Origin of the sequence: Aeromonas bivalvium, assembly GCF_046078285.1 — a bacterium.
In the GTDB taxonomy this organism is placed as follows: Bacteria; Pseudomonadota; Gammaproteobacteria; order Enterobacterales; family Aeromonadaceae; genus Aeromonas; species Aeromonas bivalvium.
Genome location: NZ_JBGXBV010000011.1, coordinates 62069 through 80591, shown reverse-complemented (window position 1 = coordinate 80591; position 18523 = coordinate 62069). Strand labels below are relative to the sequence as shown.

The following is an 18523-nucleotide window of genomic DNA, read 5'->3' as shown; positions in this document are numbered from 1 at the left end:
AGACCTAAGCTTACTGGAGTGGGGCGGCAGTCTACTGGCTCAGTGAAATGAACAGAAATGGTATTTACTCACTAATGTTATTCCATATGAGAAATTACTCCCCCGCGACACCCTGTCATCACCTGAATAACCGACACCCAGAGGTCCCATGCCCCCTCTCATCGCCATCCCCGGCCGCACCCTGATCGTCGGAGATCTGCACGGCTGCCTGGCCCAGCTCAACCAGGCCCTGGCGCGCCTCGACTTTGATCCGGCGGCCGGGGACCGGCTCTGCTCGGTGGGGGATCTCATCGACCGGGGCGACGATAGCCCGGGCTGCCTGGCCCTGCTCGATCAACCCTGGTTTCATGCGGTGCTCGGCAATCACGAAGCCATGCTGCACAGCGCCCTGATCGGCGCCGATCCCCTGGCCCGCTCGCACTGGCGCCGCAATGGGGGCACCTGGTTTGATGCCCTCCCAGCCCGGGAGCAGGCCAGGATCCGGGCGCGACTGCCCCAGCTGGCCCGCTTGCCCCTGGCCCTCACCCTGCAGACGGCCCTGGGTCGGCGCATCGGCCTGGTGCATGCCGATCCGGTGGCGGACGATTGGGATGCACTCACCCCGGCTTTCCTGGCCAGGCACAGGGAGACTCTCCTGTGGGAGCGCGGCCGCCTGCTGCGTTTGCTGCAAGACCCCGCCCAGCCCCAGACGCGGATCGCCCATATCGACCTGGTGGTGATGGGCCACACCCCGCTGCGTGCTGGCTGGTGGCGCCACGGCAACCTCTGCTGGATAGACACGGGAGCCGTCTATGGCGGCGCGCTCACCCTGCTCGAGCCAGACGGCCTCACCCTGTGAGCCCGCATGGCGCACGTCGGCGCAGCGCCCGCTCCCGGGCGCCACAAACTCGACAATTGCCCCTTTGATTGGCGCGGGCCTGCCCGTAGAATGCGCAGGTTATTTTTGCGGAGGTGCACGATGAACAAGCTTGTCCTGGCAACAGGAAACCAGAAGAAGGTCAAGGAATTGGCCGCCATGTTGGCCGATATGAAGATCCAGGTGATCCCCCAGAGCGAGTTTGCCGTGCCCGATGCCGACGAGACGGGCACCACCTTCGTCGAGAACGCCATCATCAAGGCGCGCCACGCCGCCCGCCTCACCGGCCTGCCCGCCGTGGCCGACGACTCCGGTCTGGAAGTGGATCTGCTCCACGGTCGCCCCGGGGTCTATTCCGCTCGCTTCGCCGGGGATAAGGCCAGCGACAGGGAGAACATCGACAAGCTGCTGACCGAGCTCAACGGTGCCCCCGACTACCTCAAGAGCGCCCGCTTCTGGTGCGTGCTGGTCTATATGCGCCACGCCGACGATCCCACGCCCATCATCTGTCAGGCGAGCTGGGAAGGGCTCATCCTGGATGCGCCCCGCGGTGAACAGGGCTTTGGCTATGACCCCGTCTTCTTCGTGCCCGACGAGGATTGCACCGCCGCCCAGATGCCGGCGGAGCTCAAGAACCGGCTCAGCCACCGCGGCCAGGCCCTGGCCAAGCTGAAAGCCGCCCTGGCGGCGGTCAACTAAAGCGCTGTCTCTCGCCGCGTTGTCATCTACAATGGGGGCCGTCGGCCCCCGTTTCGTTCGCGGCGCCCCGGCCCGTTGTCATCGGCAACCCGGGCAACCCGACCCCTTTTGATGTTTGAACAGTGGAAATCCCATGCTGCAACTGCCGCCCCTCTCCCTTTATATCCATGTGCCCTGGTGCGTCCAGAAGTGCCCCTATTGCGACTTCAACTCCCATGCCCAGAAGGGGGCGCTGCCGCACATGGAATATGTGGCCGCCCTGCTGGAGGACCTGAGCCAGGATCTGAAGTGGGCCCAGGGCCGGGCGCTCTCCTCCATCTTTATCGGCGGAGGGACACCGAGTCTATTGAGTGTCGAGGCAATGCAGGCGCTGCTTGACGGGGTGCGAGCCCGCATTCCCCTGATGGCGAACTGCGAGATCACCATGGAAGCCAACCCCGGCACTGTGGAGGCGGACAAGTTCGCCGGCTTCCAGCGGGCCGGCATCAACCGCATCTCCATCGGGGTGCAGAGCTTCCAGCAGGAGAAATTGACCCGGCTCGGTCGCATCCACGGCCCCGAGGAGGCGCGCAAGGCCGCCGCCCTGGCCCACGCCATCAAACTTCCCACCTTCAACCTGGATCTGATGCACGGCTTGCCGGATCAGAGCCTGGACGATGCCCTCTATGATCTGCAGCAGGCCATCGACTGCGCGCCGCCCCACCTCTCCTGGTATCAGCTCACCATAGAGCCGAACACGGCGTTTGCCTCCAAGCCGCCCACTCTGCCCGATGACGACATCCTGTGGGACATCTATGAGCGGGGCCATGCCCTGCTCACCGCCCGGGGCTATCGCCAGTACGAGATATCGGCCTATGCCAGGGAGGGTTACCAGTGCCACCACAACCTCAACTACTGGCGCTTTGGCGACTACTTGGGGATAGGCTGCGGCGCCCATGGCAAGGTGACGGATCTGGCGGGACAGCGGGTACTGCGCAGCGCCAAGGTCAAACACCCCAAGGGCTATCTGGATCCGGCGCGGGAGTATCTCGACAGCCAGTGGCAGGTGGAGGCGGCGGATCTGCCGCTGGAATACTTCATGAACCGCTTCCGCCTGTTCGAGCCCGTGCCCAAGTGGGAGTTCGAAGCCTATACCGGTCTGCCCCTGGAGCGGGTCGAGACCATGCTCGACATCGCCCACAGCAAGGAGCTGATCGACGATCATGGGGATCACTGGCAACTGACGGCCCTCGGCCATCGTTACCTCAACGTGCTGCTCGAGCTCTTTATGGATGAATGAGGCGGCTTGGCGCCTTCCTCCTTCACCATGACAAAGGGGCGCCGATGGCGCCCCTTTGTCATCTGGCCCACTTGGCCGGCAGAAACCCGCTCAGCAGCAGACGCTTACCCTCTGCTGCTGACCGGGCTCCCACCGCTTGCCGTGCTTGGCCTTGCGCTGGTAGCTCCCCTTGCCCTTCCTGCTCGGCTCGACCCGGCTGCGAAACAGCGGATCCGTCAGCAGCGCCTGCAGGTGGTTATCCTTGATCTCGCCCCTTTGATGGGCATAACCCGGCTCCCGGGTTGTCATCACAGACGCCATGATGACGTCATCCTTCTTCTTCCTGGCCATGATGGCTCCTCACTGTCACTCTCTTCATCAAGGGGTTGAGGCGGCCTCGGCAAGCCGCGCCCGGCAACCCGAACCGGTCAAAAACCCGGCGATTCTGTCACCGAATCGCCGCCGGGGCAAGGGGGCTGCCCCTACCCCCTCGGCCCTATTCATGGCGATGATCATGATGCTCGTGGCGGGAAGGGGCGCCGGACTCCAGGGTCTCGAGGATGGCGCAGTGCTGGGCCGAGCGGGGGCCGCCGCAGCAGATGTCGGACAGCGCCTTCAGGTTCTCCCGAAAACGGGTCAGCTCCAATATCTTCTGCTCCACCTGTACCAGCTTGGCATCGGCCACTGCCTTCACCTCCTGGCAGGTCACCTTGGCCTTGTTGGTATCGAGGTTGAGCAACTCCCCTATGTCCATCAGGGAGAAGCCCACCGACTTGGCGCGGATGATGAATTCCAGCCGCCGTCTGTCCTGCTCGCCATAGAGCCGATAGCCGGACTCGTTGCGGATGCTGGGGGCGATCAGCCCGCTTTTTTCGTAAAACCTCAGGGTGTCGGCCTTGACCCCGCATGCCTTGGCCAGCTCTCCAATCCGGTACATGTCTCCCCCCTCAATCCGGCCCCCATCGACCGATGTCATGAACCCAGGCCCTCAAAAATCCATTTGAAGCCAAACCTTGTCACTATCCCGCCTTTGCCGCCAAATTGCCAGCCAAGGGCCGGAAACAACATGGGAGCACCCTGGCCGCCTCGGCTTTTACCCCTAACTCACTAAAAATAAAAACGTTTACCAAAAAGCCACAGAAAAACGTTTAGCCCCTTGTGGCACAAGGGGTTGCCGCGACAAAAAATCCACCACGGCTCACATTTTTTGTGTAGAATACGCGCCCACAAGAGAGCGCCGCACCAAGCGGGCATTTCCTAAACCACTCTTGCCCCGCCGGGCCCAGAGTGGTTTGCGAAATACCCCCACATCCATTTATTTGGGGACTCTCTGTGTCATGGTGCTTACACAGCCTGCATGGAAGTCCCCGCACCCTGAGGACGATAGAGTGATGGAACAAGCCAGGCCCATTCGCCGTGCACTGCTGAGTGTTTCTGACAAGACCGGCATACTGGAATTTGCCAAGGCACTCAACGAGCGCGGCGTGGCTCTGCTCTCGACGGGCGGCACCGCCAAGCTGCTGGCCGACGCCGGCCTGCCGGTGACCGAGGTCTCCGACTACACCGGATTCCCCGAGATGATGGACGGCCGGGTCAAGACCCTGCATCCCAAGGTTCACGGTGGCATCCTCGGCCGTCGCGACCAGGATGACGCCATCATGGCCCAGCACGCTATCTCCCCCATCGACATGGTCGTCGTCAACCTCTATCCCTTCGCCGCTACCGTGGCCAAGCCCGGTTGCACCCTGGCTGACGCCGTCGAGAACATCGACATCGGCGGCCCGACCATGGTGCGCTCCGCCGCCAAGAACCACAAGGACGTCACCATCGTCGTCAAGGCGGCCGATTACGCGCGCGTCATCGCCGAGATGGATGGCAACGGCAACAGCCTGACCCTTGCCACCCGCTTCGATCTGGCCATTGCCGCCTTCGAGCACACCGCCGCCTACGACGGCATGATCGCCAACTACTTCGGCACCCTGGTGCCCTCCTACGGCGACAACAAGGAAGGTGACGAGGAGTCCCGCTTCCCGCGCACTTTCAACGCCCAGTTCATCAAGAAGCAGGACATGCGCTACGGCGAGAACAGCCACCAGGCCGCCGCCTTCTATGCCGAAGAGCAGGCTGCGCCGGGCTCGGTGGCAAGCGCCATCCAGCTGCAGGGCAAGGCCCTCTCCTACAACAACATCGCCGACACAGACGCGGCGCTGGAGTGCGTGAAGGAGTTCAGCGAACCGGCCTGCGTCATCGTCAAGCACGCCAATCCCTGCGGCGTCGCCATCGGTGACGACCTGCTGGCTGCCTACGATCGCGCCTACCAGACCGACCCCACCTCGGCCTTTGGCGGCATCATCGCCTTCAACCGAGACCTGGATGGCGCCACCGCCGCCGCCATCGTCGAGCGCCAGTTCGTCGAGGTGATCATCGCCCCCAGCATCAGCCAGGCCGCCCGCGACGCCGTTGCCGCCAAGCAGAACGTGCGTCTGCTCGAGTGCGGCCAGTGGACGGCGCCGGCGCAAGGGTTTGACCTCAAGCGCGTCAACGGCGGCCTGCTGGTGCAGGAGCGGGATCACGGCATGGTCACCCTGGGAGATCTGACCGTGGTCAGCAAGCGCCAGCCGACCGAGGCGGAGCTGAAAGACCTGCTGTTCTGCTGGAAGGTGGCCAAGTTCGTCAAGTCCAACGCCATCGTCTACGCCAAAGACGGCCAGACCATAGGCGTCGGCGCCGGTCAGATGAGCCGCGTCTACTCGGCCAAGATAGCCGGCATCAAGGCGGCCGATGAGGGGCTGACCGTGGCGGGTTCCGTCATGGCCTCCGACGCCTTCTTCCCGTTCCGCGACGGCATCGATGCCGCCGCCGCCGCGGGCATCTCCTGCGTCATCCAGCCCGGTGGCTCCATGCGCGACAGCGAGGTGATCGCCGCCGCCGACGAACACGGCATGTGCATGGTGTTCACCGGCATGCGCCACTTCCGCCACTGATCATCAGAAGAGGGCTGCCCAGGCAGCCCTCTCGGATCCGCCCCTGATCCCTATGCGAGAGCCCAGACATGAAAGTATTGGTAATTGGTAATGGCGGTCGTGAACACGCCCTGGCCTGGAAGGCCAAACAATCCCCCCTGGTGAGCCAGGTGTTCGTGGCCCCCGGCAATGCGGGCACCCGCCTCGAGCCGGGCGTCGAGAACGTCGCCATCGAGGCCACCGACATCCCGGCCCTGCTGGCCTTCGCCAAGGAGCAGCAGATAGGGCTGACCATCGTCGGCCCGGAAGCCCCCCTGGTGAAAGGGGTGGTGGATGCGTTTCGCGCCGAGGGGCAGACCATCTTCGGCCCTACCGCCGCCGCCGCCCAGCTGGAAGGCTCCAAGGCCTTCACCAAGGATTTCCTGGCGCGCCACGCCATCCCCACCGCCGCCTACCAGAACTTCACCGAAGTGGAGCCGGCCCTGGCCTACCTGCGCCAGCAGGGTGCCCCCATCGTCATCAAGGCCGACGGTCTTGCCGCGGGCAAGGGAGTGATCGTCGCCATGACCCTCGAAGAGGCAGAAGCGGCGGTGCGTGACATGCTCTCCGGCAACGCCTTCGGCGACGCCGGTGCCCGTGTGGTGATCGAGGAGTTCCTCACCGGCGAGGAGGCCAGCTTCATCGTCATGGTGGACGGCGAACAGGTGCTGCCCATGGCCACCAGCCAGGATCACAAGCGGGTCGGCGATGGCGATACCGGTCTCAACACAGGTGGCATGGGGGCCTACTCCCCCGCTCCCGTGGTGACCGACCTGGTGCACCAGCGTGCCATGGAGCAGGTGATCATGCCGACGGTGCGCGGCATGGCCGCGGAAGGCAACCGCTATTCCGGCTTCCTCTACGCCGGCCTGATGATCGATGCCGAAGGCAACCCCAAGGTGATCGAGTTCAACTGCCGCTTCGGCGACCCCGAGACCCAGCCCATCATGCTGCGGATGCAATCCGATCTGGTGGCGCTCTGCCTCGCGGCCTGCGCCGGCGAGCTGGCAGGCAAGGAGGCCGTCTATGATCCCCGCGCCGCTATCGGCGTGGTGCTGGCGGCCGGCGGCTATCCTGGCGATTACGCCAAGGACTTGCCCATCAGCGGCCTGCCAGAAGAAGAGGTGCCGGGCGAGAAGCTGTTCCATGCCGGTACCCGCTTCGAGGGCGACACCGTCGTCACCAGCGGCGGGCGGGTGCTGTGCGCCACCGCCCTGGGGGAGACGGTAGCCCAGGCCCAGGCCCGCGCCTACCAGCTGGCCGATCAGGTACAGTGGCAGGGCGTCTTCTGCCGCCGGGACATCGGCTGGCGCGCCATCGCGCGCGAGCAGGGCGAGTAACCGCCATCCCCGAAGGGCCCGCCGCTGCGGGCCCTTCCATTTTACCTCCTGTCGCCCCTCAAGAAACCGCTTTCAGCCTTTGTCACCGGATCGCGGATCTTCTCTGCCGTTGAAAGCATTTTCACTCACACTTCTCAACTTATTCCCTCCCTTCTATTTTCACGCCCCGCTATTTCATCAATGCTGATTACTCGAACGAGGATGGTTCGATGTCCGTTCGACAAACGACTGTGACAAGCCAATAACAAGATCGAAGGGAAAATCGTCATGCACAGCACACTGTCTCGAACCGCCCTGCTGGCGGCGGCACTCGGCTCTTTCAGCCACACTGCCAGCGCCGAAGGGGTCATGGTTCACCTGTTCCAATGGAAGTTCAACGACATCGCCAACGAGTGCGAGACCGTGCTCGGGCCCAAGGGGTTCGGCGGCGTCCAGATCACCCCGCCTGCCGAGCACAAGCAGGGCAGCCAGGTCTGGTGGACCGTCTATCAACCGGTCAGCTTCAAGAATTTCAACAGCTTCGGCGGTAGCGAGGCAGAGCTCAGAAGCATGATCGCCCGCTGCAACGCGGCCGGGGTCAAGGTCTATGCCGACGCCGTCTTCAACCAGCTGGCATCGGGTTCGGGCACCGCCACCGGCGGCGGCAGCTACCACTCGGGGCAGTACCAGTATCCCCAGTTCGGCTACAACGACTTCCATCACAGCGGCGACATCACCAACTACGGTGACAGCAACAACGTCTGGAACGGCGCCCTCTACGGCATGCCGGATCTCAATACCGGCTCATCCTACGTCCAGGATCAGATCGCCACCTACATGAAGACCCTGCTCGGCTGGGGCGTGGCGGGCTTTCGCATCGATGCGGCCAAGCACATGGCGCCGGCCGATGTGAAGGCCATCCTCGACAAGGCGGGCAGCCCCAGGGCCTACCTGGAGGTGATCGGCGCAGGCGGGGAGTCCCCCGACATTCAGCCGGGCCGCTACACCCATATCGACACCGTCACCGACTTCAAATACGGCACCGATCTCGCCGCCAACTTCAACGGCCAGATCAAGCACCTCAAGACCCTGGGCGAGAGCTGGGGCCTGCTCCCCTCCGCTAAGGCCTTCGTCTTCGTGGTCAACCACGACCGCGAGCGGGGCCACGGCGGTGGCGGCATGCTCACCTTCATGAGCGGCGCCCGCTACGATCTGGCCAACACCTTCATGATGGCCTGGCCCTATGGTTGGAAGCAGGTGATGTCGGGCTATCGCTTCGAAAACATGGGCACCTATGAAACCGACAAGGGGGCGCCGGGCAGCACGCCCTGCACGGACAGCCAGTGGAACTGCGAACAGCGCCGACCGACCATCATGAACATGGCCCTGTTCCACAACCGGACCGAAGGCCAGCCCGTCAGCAACTGGTGGGACAACGGCAACAACCAGATAGCCTTCGGCCGCGGTGACAAGGGCTTCGTCGCCATCAACAACGAGAGCGGCAGCCTGGTGGCCTCGGTGCAGACCGGCCTGCCGGCCGGCGAGTACTGCAACCTGCTGGGGGGCAACGACTACTGCAGCGGCGGCTATGTCACCGTCGACGGCAGCGGCAAGGCCAGCCTGAACGTCCCCGCCATGAAGGCGGCCGCCATCATCGCCGGTTGCACCAAGGCCAGCCCCTGTGGCGGTTCCGTCCTGCCGGGCAACAAGTTCAGCAGCATGAACCTGCGCGGCACCCACAACGCCTGGGGCAACACCCCCATGACCGTCGATGCCAACCGTGTCTGGTCCGCCACCCTCACCCTGACCGGCAACGGTGACGCCACCGGTGCCCAGCGCTTCAAGTTCGACGTCTTCGGCAACTGGGCCGAGCACTACGGCGACAACGAAGGGGATGGCATCGCCGACAAGGGCAGCAGCAAGGATATCCTGGTCAGCGGGGCGGGCAGCTACCGCATCACCCTGAGCGAGAGCGATCTGCGCTACACGGTCACCCCCCTCACCAGCAACCAGGCGCCGGTCGCCGTCCTCTCCCCCAAAACCCTCAGCGTCAAGGCGGGGGAGAGCCGGGTGTTCGACGCCTCCGCTTCCAGCGATGACGGCGGCGTGGTGAGCTACAGCTGGTCCAGCGGGGGCACCGCCCCTACGGAGACAGTCCGGTTCGATACCCCGGGTACCCATACCGTGATGGTCACCGTGACCGATGCGGAAGGGTTGACCGCCAGTGCCAGCGCCACCGTGACCGTCACCGACGACAACGGCACCTACGCCAGCGTACTGCCCACCCTGAACTTCCGCGGCACCCCCAATGCCTGGGGCTCCCTTGCCATGACGCTGGTCGCCGACAATCAGTGGGAAGCCCTGGTCACCTTCGACGGTCAGACCAACCAGCGCTTCAAGTTCGACGTCAAGGGGGACTGGACCCAGAACTACGGCGACACCAACAAGGACGGCGTGGCCGAGCTGACCGGCAGTGACATCCTCACCCCGGTCATCGGCCAGTACCGGGTACGTTTCAACGATCAGACCCTGCAATACAGCCTGAGCCCGATCGGCGGCTTCGCCAGCACCTTCCCCACACTCAACCTGCGGGGCACTGTCAACGGCTGGGGCAACACGACCATGACCCTGGTCGGCGACCATCTGTGGCAGGCCAGCGTCGACTTTACCGGCGCTGGCGATACCAACGGCGGCCAACGCTTCAAGTTCGACGTCAAGGGAGACTGGACCCAGGGCTATGGTGACAGCAATGGGGACGGCACCGCCGAGCCGGGCGGCGCAGACATAGGCTCCCAGGCAACCGGGCTTCATCTGGTGCGTTTCCATGACCAGAGCCTCGCCTACAGCCTGACCCCCCAGTAACAGGGCGCAGCCATGCTTCCGGGAGCAGGATGCCAATGCGCCACCATGACAAAGGGCCCCAGCGGGCCCTTCTTATTGCCCTGTATTCAGGGCGTGTCGTCCCCACCCAGGCGCACGCCACTGCCGGCAAGTCGTGCCACCCCGTTAACCCCCTGTCACCTTTTGTCACAAAAAAACCAACTATTCACAAACGGTTCACGGTACCTCATGGCATCATGCAGGGTAAGAACCCAAACAGGGGCTCAATTGCAACCTAAGCATGTCGTTATCGAATAAGGAGATCCCATGTTGAATACCGTTCGCCCCCTGCTGCTGCCGCTGATGTTCGGCCTCTTCACCCTGCCCGCCCTGGCAGGTGATCTGGAGCAGCCGATGAAGAAGATGGGCTTCAACTACAAGCAGGCCACCAAGGCGAGCGATCCGGCCACCATGGAGAAACACATCTACCAGATGCGCGCCGAGATCGATGAAGCCAAGACACGCCAGATGCCGACGGCCAAGAAAGAGAAGTTTCTGGAGGGCCTCACCGAGGTGCAGAGCGAGCTGGATGCCAGCCTGGCTGCCCTCAAGGCGGGTGACGAGGCCAAGGCCCGTGAGCACCTGGCCAAGGTGAATGACCTGAAGAAGGAGTACCACAAATATGCCAAGCAGAAGGGCTGATCCCTTTCGCTGGGATCCTCTGGTACGTCTGACGCACTGGGGGCTGGCCGTCGCCTGTATCGCCAACCTCTGGCTCAACGAGTCGGGGGAGGAGTGGCACGAGTGGCTGGGCTACCTCGCCATGTCCCTCATCGGGCTGCGCCTGCTGTGGGGGCTGACCCTGGCCAGAGGCGATGCCCGGCTGGGCGCCCTGCTCCCCAGCCGCGAGGACTTTCGCCAGCAGGCACGGGAGATGCGCGAGCGGCTACCCGCCTCCCCCGGTCATCATGGCAGCGGCAAGCTGGCGGTCTGGGCCATCTGGCTGACCGTGCTCGCCACCGGCTTCACCGGCTGGTTTCAGAACACGGAACTCGGTTTCGAGCTGGAAGCCTATGACTGGCACACCTGGTGTACCTGGGGGCTGCAAGGGCTGATCGCCCTGCACCTGACGGCCCTGGTGTTCACCTCCTGGCGCCAGCGCAGCAACCTGCTGCGGCGCATGCTGCCGGGCAAGGCGCACTGAGCCCCTTTGCCACGCCATGACGCAGCCGTGATGGCCCACAACAGACCCGCCCCATGGCGGGTCTGTTGCATCGGGATTCAGTGATACAGGCTTACCCCGCAGCCAATGTATCCATCACCACATCAAGCGTGATGGTTCCCTGGCGTCGCTCAACGCTCAACAAGTCATCAAACGCTATATGGCCAGTGTTAATCCCTTGAGTCATTTCAATAAATCCGCAGATGGCCGCCGATGAAAAACCTCGACCCGCGATCGACTGTGCCCAGTCTGACTCAGGTATCGAGCAAGGCGATATCGCTTCTCCGAGTGTCAAAGACAAGTGCTCCGCAATATCGTTCGGGGAATACCGGGCAGGACCTTCCAGATCAATCACTCGCACACCGTCCCAGTTTTCACAGAGGGCTTCGGCCGCCATGCGGCCGATATCGGCTGCGGCAATCATCGGAAACTCTTGATTCAACGGCGACAAAAAACTGGGTAATTGACGCTGGCGCACCGCCATTTTAACGAGCGGCGCCCAGTTTTCCATGAAGTAGGCTGCACGAAGAAATGTTACTGGCAGCCTGGTATCGCTCAATGACTCCTCAAGCATACGATTCATGGCAATCCAGCCAGTTCCCTCGGGTTGCTCTGCGCCGATTGACGAGAGAACAACCAGCCTGGACAAGTTCGCCAGTTTTGCCGCCTTCGCAATGGAGCGAGCCATCGCGCCAGCCTGTGAAAAGAGATGCTCTGACGAATACTGCGGGGGGCTGACGATGTATGCACCGTCCGCACCAGAAAAGGCCTTGCACAGGGCAGCGAAATCAGAGAAATCAGCCACAGCAACGTCAGCCCCGAGAGCCGCCCACACTTCCCCTTTTGGCTCATCTCGCACGACAACCCGCACGCGCTTTCCAGCATCGAGCAATGTCTTTGCAGCAGCAGATCCCGTGCGGCCTGTGACACCTGTTACAACATACAATTCGTTAGCACTCATTATTCCTCCCGTTAAGAAGCTTGATGGATTCGTCATGAGGAATGCTATAGAGTTCATCTACATATGAAAAATGCATGCAGGTTATTTCAAACATGCACAAGCCGGATATAGGTGAGGTCGACCTCAACCTTCTCAAGTTGTTTGACGCCCTGCTCAAAGAAGGCAGCGTCACAGGTGCGGGCACACGATTAGGGCTTAGCCAGCCCGCCGCGAGTCGGGCTTTAGGACGCTTGCGTCGGTTGTTGAACGACCGGATTCTGGTGCGAACGGCCAATGGATGGGAATTAACGCCAAGAGCGCTCGCGTTGTCGGCATCGGTGACCAGGTTGCTTGATGATGCTCGCGCCATTGTCTCCCCTTCAGAATTTCATCCAGGCAGCGCATCGGGGCGATTTACGATTGCCACTGGGGATCACTTGGCCCTTTTATTAATGCCTGAGCTGGTCTCTAGACTTGCCTCCTTGGCACCCGGGATCGATCTGGTCATGTCGGCACCCGCGGGTGACAACGTCGATTTAATTGCTCAGGGGGGCGCGGATCTGGCAGTAGGCTCTTTCGAGGGGCTGCCTGCACGGTTTTACCGCAAGCCACTCTATGATGAAGATTTGGTCTGTGTGGTTCGCCAAGGCCATCCGATCCTCGCCGAACCACTGACACTCGAAGATTTTGTCTCGTGGCCGCATCTTGCGGTGATCATCACGGGCCACGGAGGAAGTGCCGTGGATGAAGCGCTGGCACAGCGTGGGCTCACCCGCAGAATTGCGGTACGGACCCCTCACTTTCTGGTTGCTCCCAACATGGTGGCCAAGAGCGATTTGATTCTCTGTCTTCCACGTAGACTGGCCCACCGAATTGCCGGGTCAGTCAGCATTGAAATACTCGCTCTGCCGATGGATATGCCGCCATTCACGCCATCTATTATTTGGCATGAGAGACAACACTATGACCCTGCACACAAATGGCTTCGCAACCAGATTCTTGAAATTGCCCGTATCGTGTAACAGGTCTTGATTTGCCTTCATGGTTCGATGGCCACTCGTGAAGGTCATCTAACTCATTGAATAGACATTTATTTTATGGGTTATCTGCTATAGAGGTGAATCGCCCAATCTTCTCTAGACGCTGTTGAGACGTTCGGCATATTGCTTTCACACGCCACTGGCGATAGTCCATTGTTGAAACCGTGCCGGCGCTTGGGGTGGTAAAACATTTCAATGTCATCTAACACATGCCTTCTTGAGGAGGCATGTGCATTTTCTCACTGAAGGAGAAAAACAGTTTGGAGAGGGAGAGAGCCGCTCTGGAGTGGATGACCTGCTGGTTGAAATATCCTGTAGGTATCCTAGCGAAAAGAGGGCTGGCGAGTAATAACTCGCCAGCCCTCTGGAATTGGTGGCCCCTGCCCGACTTGAACGGGCGACCAATCGATTATGAGTCGACTGCTCTAACCAACTGAGCTAAGGGGCCGTATGCGTTGGTTTGCGGCGTGGATTATAGGGGATGGAAAAGCCCTAGTCCATAGCCAGATCAATCACTTGGCGACATTTTGTCCATTCGCTCCCCAAGTGCGTGATCCCTCTGACATAAATAAAACAAAGCCCCGCGTGGCGGGGCTTTGGGGGGATGGCCGGGGCCAATGCCTCAGGACTACTCGTCCAGGAAGCTGCGCAGCACTTCCGAGCGGCTCGGATGGCGCAGCTTGCGCAGAGCCTTGGCCTCGATCTGACGAATACGCTCACGGGTGACGTCGAACTGCTTGCCCACTTCCTCGAGGGTGTGGTCGGTGTTCATGTCGATCCCGAAACGCATCCGCAGCACCTTGGCTTCGCGGGCGGTCAGACCGGCCAGCACTTCGCGGGTGGCGTTGCGCAGGCTCTCGCTGGTGGCCGCATCCGCCGGCAGGGCCAGGGTGGTATCTTCGATGAAGTCGCCCAGGTGGGAATCTTCATCATCACCGATGGGCGTCTCCATGGAGATGGGCTCCTTGGCGATCTTCAGTACCTTGCGGATCTTGTCTTCCGGCATGCCCATGCGCATGGCTAGCTCTTCCGGGTTCGGTTCACGACCCATCTCCTGCAGCATCTGACGGGAGATACGGTTGAGCTTGTTGATGGTCTCGATCATGTGCACCGGGATACGGATGGTACGGGCCTGATCCGCGATGGAGCGGGTAATGGCCTGACGGATCCACCAGGTGGCATAGGTCGAGAACTTGTAGCCACGACGGTATTCAAACTTGTCCACCGCCTTCATCAGACCTATGTTGCCCTCCTGGATCAGATCCAGGAACTGCAGACCACGGTTGGTGTACTTCTTGGCAATGGAGATAACCAGACGCAGGTTCGCCTCGACCATCTCTTTCTTGGCACGGCGAGCCTTGGCCTCACCTATGCTCATGCGACGGTTGATATCCTTGATCTGGGCAATCGACAGGCCAGTCTCTTCTTCGATCTGCTGCAGCTTGCCGATGGCGCGCAGCACGTCTTCGTCCATCTCGACCAGACGGGGAGACCAGGACTTGCCAGCCTGCTTCTGGTATTCAAACCAGGCTGTTTCGCACTCGTTGTTGGTGAAGGCCGCGACGAAGGTTTTCTTCGGCATCTTGGCCTGCTCAACGCAGAGCTTGAGAATGATCCTTTCCTGTACCCGCACACGCTCCATCATCTCGCGCATGTTGTTGACCAGACGGTCGAACTGTTTGGGCATCAGACGGAACTGACGGAACACGTCGGCCAGCTGAGCGATGGCGGCCTGGGTTTCGTCGTGAGCACGGCCGTTATTCTGGATGGAGAGGCGGGTGACTTCGTACTGGGCACGCAGTTCACCAAACTTCTCGCGGGCGACTTCGGGATCCGGACCACCGTCCCCGTCGTCATCCGAACTGTCGCCGTCTTCGTCTTCGTCTTCGTCTTCGTCCTCATCCTCGTCGGCGAGGTCGTCTTCGCTGAGCTCGGAACCGATATGGGTCGCCGTCGGCGCCACATCGTCGGCCTCGTTGGGATCGATGAAACCCGAGATGATGTCGGACAGACGCAGCTGTTCGGCTTCAAATTTATCGTACTGTTCAAGCAGATAAGTGATGGCTTCCGGGTACTCTGCCACCGAGCTCTGTACCTGGTTGATGCCGTCTTCGATACGCTTGGCGATGTCGATTTCGCCTTCACGGGTCAGCAGCTCGACGGTACCCATCTCCCGCATGTACATGCGGACCGGGTCCGTGGTGCGACCAATTTCAGATTCAACAGAGGCCAATGCTTGAGCCGCTGCTTCGGCGGCATCTTCGTCGGCGGTGCCGCCTTCGGCCATGATAAGGTCATCGGCATCCGGTGCGTTTTCCACTACCTGGATACCCATGTCGTTGATCATCTGAATGATGTCTTCGATCTGATCAGAGTCAACGATCTCTTGAGGGAGGTGATCGTTCACCTCGGCATAAGTCAGGTAGCCCTGTTCTTTACCTTTGGCAACGAGGAGTTTAAGCTGAGACTGCGGGGTTTGCTCCATAGAACTCATCCGGTTGGTGTTGCTAGGTTGCGCGAGCGATGCGCTGGTGCGCAAATAGCCAATTCTAATAGAAAACCGCCAGACATGCTATGTCTGGTTGCGGCGTCGGTCTGAGAAACCCCTGCCCGCTTTGTTTGTCGGGGCCAGGTGGTTATAGGTTTTTGCATCTAATTCCCGTCGATTCGGGCAACTCTGTTTATATTGGGACTAACCACTCAGATATCAAGCCCCAATGTCATTTCTTTTCTCATTCTGTACTTCCCGGATCAACATCATCAGCTCCTTGGTTTCCTCGGCGCTCAGTCCTTGCAGGGCCACCTTGGCCTGCAACTCTTCGATGCGCTGCTTCAAGAACTGGTTGATGAAGCCGACGAAGGTATCCTGCAACTCGCCCAAGATGTCCGGCTCACGCTCGAGCTGGATCTCGAACAAGTCGTGCATGGCCAACTGAGCCAGGATCTCTCCCTCTTTGGTGCCACGCCAGTGTTCGAGCAATATCCCCGTGGTGATGCCGGGCTGTGCCAGGATCTGCTGGTGCAGCTTGAGCAGAAACCCAATTCCCTGCAACTTGAGCCCGGCCAGCTCCGGCATGGCGGGCAGTTCAGCGGTCACCCCGGGATACTGCACCATGAGCGCCAGCGCCCGGCGCAGAGGGGTCAGCTTGCCGCGCTGTGGCTTGGCCTGTTCCACCTTCGGCTGGCTATGACGGGCAAACAGCTCGGTAATACGCTGCCGGTTCTCGCCCCAGCGCATCATGCTGGAGAGCCGGGTGATCAGTCCCTCCCGGGTGAAGCCTTCCGGCACCCGGCGGATCAGATCGGCAGCCTTGTTGGCCACCTCGAACTTGCCCGCCTCGCCGGTCAGGGCCGCATCCCGCGCGAGGCGCTCGAACATGAAATCGGCGAAGGGCTGCGCCTCGTCCAGCAAGGCCTCAAACCCCTCCTTGCCAATCTGACGCACCAGAGAATCGGGATCCTCGCCATCGGGCAGGAACACGAACTTGAGCTCGCGGCCATCCTGCAAGTGAGGAAGGGCATTGTCCAGTGCCCGCCATGCCGCTTCCCGACCGGCATTGTCACCGTCGTAGCAGCAGACCACCTCGGCGGTGGTGCGAAACAGGGTATGGATATGATCGCTGGTGGTCGCCGTGCCAAGCGCCGCCACCGCATAGTCGATCTCGTACTGGCCGAGCGCCACCACATCCATGTAGCCCTCCACCACCAGGATCCGGCGAGGATCCTTGTGCGCCTGCTTCACCTCAAAGAGGCCGAACAGCTCCCGCCCCTTGTGGAAGATGGGGGTCTCCGGCGAGTTCAGATACTTGGGTGTCCCATCACCCAGCACTCGGCCACCGAAGCCGATGACCCGGCCTCGCTTGTCGCGGATGGGGAACATGATGCGATCGCGAAAGCGGTCATAGCTGCCGGGACCGCTGTCGCGGGGGATCAACATGCCGCCGGTGATGAGCAGCTGCTCGTGCTCCCGGCTGGTGCCAAAACGGCGCCGCACCTGATCCCAGTCCCCCGGGGCATAGCCTATGTTGAAACGCTTGACCACTTCCCCGGTGAGGCCGCGCCCCTTGAGATACTCCACCGCGTGGGTAGCGCTCTTGAGGTGGCTCTCGTAGAAGCGGGCGATCTGGTTCATCAGCTCATAGAGATCCTTGCTGACGGCCGGTTGAGAATTGCCGGCCCCCCCCTGGCTCTGCTCACGAGGCACCTGCATGCCCTGCATGCTGGCCAGCTCTTCGATGGCGTCGGGAAATTCGAGGCCGTCATACTCCATGACAAAACCGATGGCATTGCCATGGGCGCCACAACCGAAGCAGTGATAGAACTGCTTCTCCTGACTGACGGTGAAGGAGGGACTCTTTTCGTTATGGAAGGGGCAGCAGGCCTGGTAGTTCTTGCCGGCCTTTTTCAATCGCACCCGTGAGTCGACCAACTCGACAATATCGGTACGAGCGAGCAGATCATCGATGAAGGATTGCGGGATCCTGCCTGCCATAACCATCCTGATTCATAAGAAGAAAAAGAAAAAAGCCGCGCATTCCCAGGGAAGCACGGCTTCTTCGACCAACAAGAGCACAGCCTGTTACGCCAGGCGGGTTTTCACCAACGCGCTGACGGCGCCGACATCGGCACGCCCCTGAATGTTTGGCTTCAAGACAGCCATGACTTTACCCATATCGGCCATGACGGCAGCACCGCTCTGGGCGATGGCTTGCTCTATCAGGGCATCAATTTCGGCAGCGGTCAGCTGTTGCGGCAGGAACTCCTGCAGCACCTGGATCTCGGCGGCTTCGACATCGGCAAGATCTTGGCGACCAGCTACTTCATATTGGCTGATGGAATCACGGCGCTGTTTGACCATCTTGGTCACGACAGCGAGGATATCCTCATCATTGAGCTCAATACGGGAGTCAATTTCACGCTGTTTGATCTCGGCCATCAACAAACGGATCGTCCCCAGGCGGGCCTTGTTCTTGGCCAGCATGGCGAGTTTTTGTTGATCCTTGAGCTGATCTTTCAGAGACACGGCTGAAACTCTAATTAGTACAGGCGGATACGACGAGCGTTTTCGCGAGACAGCTTCTTGGCGTGACGCTTGACGGCGGACGCTTTGGCGCGCTTACGAATGGTAGTCGGCTTCTCGTAGAACTCACGGCTACGAACTTCAGACAGGATACCGGCCTTTTCGCAAGAACGCTTGAAGCGACGCAGAGCAACGTCAAACGGCTCATTTTCACGGACTTTGATTACTGGCATGTGCCTTTCACCTCAGTGATAAATTGTTAGCTGACCATCATTCGATCAGCATGTCTTAAAATGGTGCGAAATTATACTCTGGACAGGGAATGAAAGTAAACCCGCAGAGATCGC

Annotated in this window: 16 protein-coding genes and 1 tRNA gene; 9 read left to right on the top strand and 8 right to left on the bottom strand. The window is 61.0% G+C overall.

Annotation, left to right across the window (positions count from 1 at the left end):
- The first annotated feature begins 148 nt into the window (after positions 1 to 148).
- The 3 genes from ACEUCR_RS18625 (at position 149) to hemW (ending at position 2834) form a co-directional block, all read left to right on the top strand.
- On the top strand, positions 149 to 838 hold the full coding sequence (locus ACEUCR_RS18625; RefSeq protein ID WP_408791783.1) for a metallophosphoesterase: 690 nt from the start codon (positions 149 to 151) through the stop codon (positions 836 to 838).
- Positions 839 to 958: 120 nt separating this feature from the next.
- Positions 959 to 1555, top strand: a complete 597-nt coding sequence (rdgB, locus tag ACEUCR_RS18620) for an RdgB/HAM1 family non-canonical purine NTP pyrophosphatase (RefSeq protein WP_041995391.1) — start codon at positions 959 to 961, stop codon at positions 1553 to 1555.
- A gap of 133 nt (positions 1556 to 1688) precedes the next feature.
- The gene (hemW, locus tag ACEUCR_RS18615; protein WP_408791782.1) at positions 1689 to 2834 is read left to right on the top strand and encodes a radical SAM family heme chaperone HemW; all 1146 of its coding nucleotides are present in this window, start codon (positions 1689 to 1691) and stop codon (positions 2832 to 2834) included.
- Positions 2835 to 2924: 90 nt separating this feature from the next.
- On the opposite strand, the gene ACEUCR_RS18610 is transcribed toward hemW, so the two are convergent.
- On the bottom strand, positions 2925 to 3164 hold the full coding sequence (locus ACEUCR_RS18610; RefSeq protein WP_041995388.1) for an alternative ribosome-rescue factor A: 240 nt from the start codon (positions 3162 to 3164) through the stop codon (positions 2925 to 2927).
- Between the two features lie 145 nt (positions 3165 to 3309).
- Positions 3310 to 3750, bottom strand: coding sequence for a Zn(2+)-responsive transcriptional regulator (zntR, locus tag ACEUCR_RS18605; protein ID WP_041995386.1), 441 nt, complete (start codon positions 3748 to 3750; stop codon positions 3310 to 3312).
- A gap of 454 nt (positions 3751 to 4204) precedes the next feature.
- On the opposite strand from zntR, the gene purH reads away from it, so the two are divergent.
- From purH to ACEUCR_RS18580, 5 genes are all read left to right on the top strand, one after another.
- Positions 4205 to 5797 carry a bifunctional phosphoribosylaminoimidazolecarboxamide formyltransferase/IMP cyclohydrolase gene (purH, locus tag ACEUCR_RS18600; protein ID WP_408748231.1) on the top strand — a complete coding sequence of 531 codons (1593 nt, stop codon included), beginning with the start codon at positions 4205 to 4207 and terminating at the stop codon, positions 5795 to 5797.
- Between the two features lie 68 nt (positions 5798 to 5865).
- Positions 5866 to 7155, top strand: a complete 1290-nt coding sequence (purD, locus tag ACEUCR_RS18595; RefSeq protein WP_111874676.1) for a phosphoribosylamine--glycine ligase — start codon at positions 5866 to 5868, stop codon at positions 7153 to 7155.
- 267 nt (positions 7156 to 7422) lie between these two features.
- Entirely contained in the window at positions 7423 to 9996 is a 2574-nt protein-coding gene (locus ACEUCR_RS18590; protein ID WP_408791780.1) for an alpha amylase C-terminal domain-containing protein, read from the top strand.
- A gap of 285 nt (positions 9997 to 10281) precedes the next feature.
- Positions 10282 to 10656 (top strand): cytochrome b562, encoded by a 375-nt coding sequence (locus ACEUCR_RS18585; RefSeq protein ID WP_408791778.1) that lies wholly within the window; start codon positions 10282 to 10284, stop codon positions 10654 to 10656.
- A complete protein-coding gene (locus ACEUCR_RS18580) occupies positions 10637 to 11158 on the top strand; it encodes a cytochrome b/b6 domain-containing protein (protein WP_041995376.1) in 522 nt (173 codons plus the stop codon). The genes ACEUCR_RS18585 and ACEUCR_RS18580 overlap by 20 nt, the downstream gene beginning before the upstream one ends.
- Before the next feature lie 91 nt (positions 11159 to 11249).
- Here the strand turns inward: ACEUCR_RS18580 and ACEUCR_RS18575 are convergent, their stop codons facing one another.
- On the bottom strand, positions 11250 to 12137 hold the full coding sequence (locus tag ACEUCR_RS18575; protein WP_408791776.1) for an NmrA family NAD(P)-binding protein: 888 nt from the start codon (positions 12135 to 12137) through the stop codon (positions 11250 to 11252).
- 74 nt (positions 12138 to 12211) lie between these two features.
- On the opposite strand from ACEUCR_RS18575, the gene ACEUCR_RS18570 reads away from it, so the two are divergent.
- On the top strand, positions 12212 to 13138 hold the full coding sequence (locus ACEUCR_RS18570) for a LysR family transcriptional regulator (RefSeq protein WP_408791774.1): 927 nt from the start codon (positions 12212 to 12214) through the stop codon (positions 13136 to 13138).
- 389 nt (positions 13139 to 13527) lie between these two features.
- Here ACEUCR_RS18570 and ACEUCR_RS18565 read toward each other — a convergent pair.
- The 5 genes from ACEUCR_RS18565 to rpsU form a co-directional block, all read right to left on the bottom strand.
- A tRNA-Ile gene (locus ACEUCR_RS18565) sits at positions 13528 to 13604 on the bottom strand.
- Positions 13605 to 13784: 180 nt separating this feature from the next.
- Complete coding sequence (gene rpoD / locus ACEUCR_RS18560; RefSeq protein ID WP_258955577.1) at positions 13785 to 15695, bottom strand: RNA polymerase sigma factor RpoD; 1911 nt, start codon at positions 15693 to 15695, stop codon at positions 13785 to 13787.
- 168 nt (positions 15696 to 15863) lie between these two features.
- The gene (dnaG, locus tag ACEUCR_RS18555) at positions 15864 to 17648 is read right to left on the bottom strand and encodes a DNA primase (protein ID WP_408791772.1); all 1785 of its coding nucleotides are present in this window, start codon (positions 17646 to 17648) and stop codon (positions 15864 to 15866) included.
- 87 nt (positions 17649 to 17735) lie between these two features.
- Positions 17736 to 18179, bottom strand: a complete 444-nt coding sequence (locus ACEUCR_RS18550; RefSeq protein WP_041995368.1) for a GatB/YqeY domain-containing protein — start codon at positions 18177 to 18179, stop codon at positions 17736 to 17738.
- A gap of 14 nt (positions 18180 to 18193) precedes the next feature.
- Entirely contained in the window at positions 18194 to 18409 is a 216-nt protein-coding gene (gene rpsU, locus ACEUCR_RS18545; protein WP_005309452.1) for a 30S ribosomal protein S21, read from the bottom strand.
- Positions 18410 to 18523: the final 114 nt, after the last annotated feature.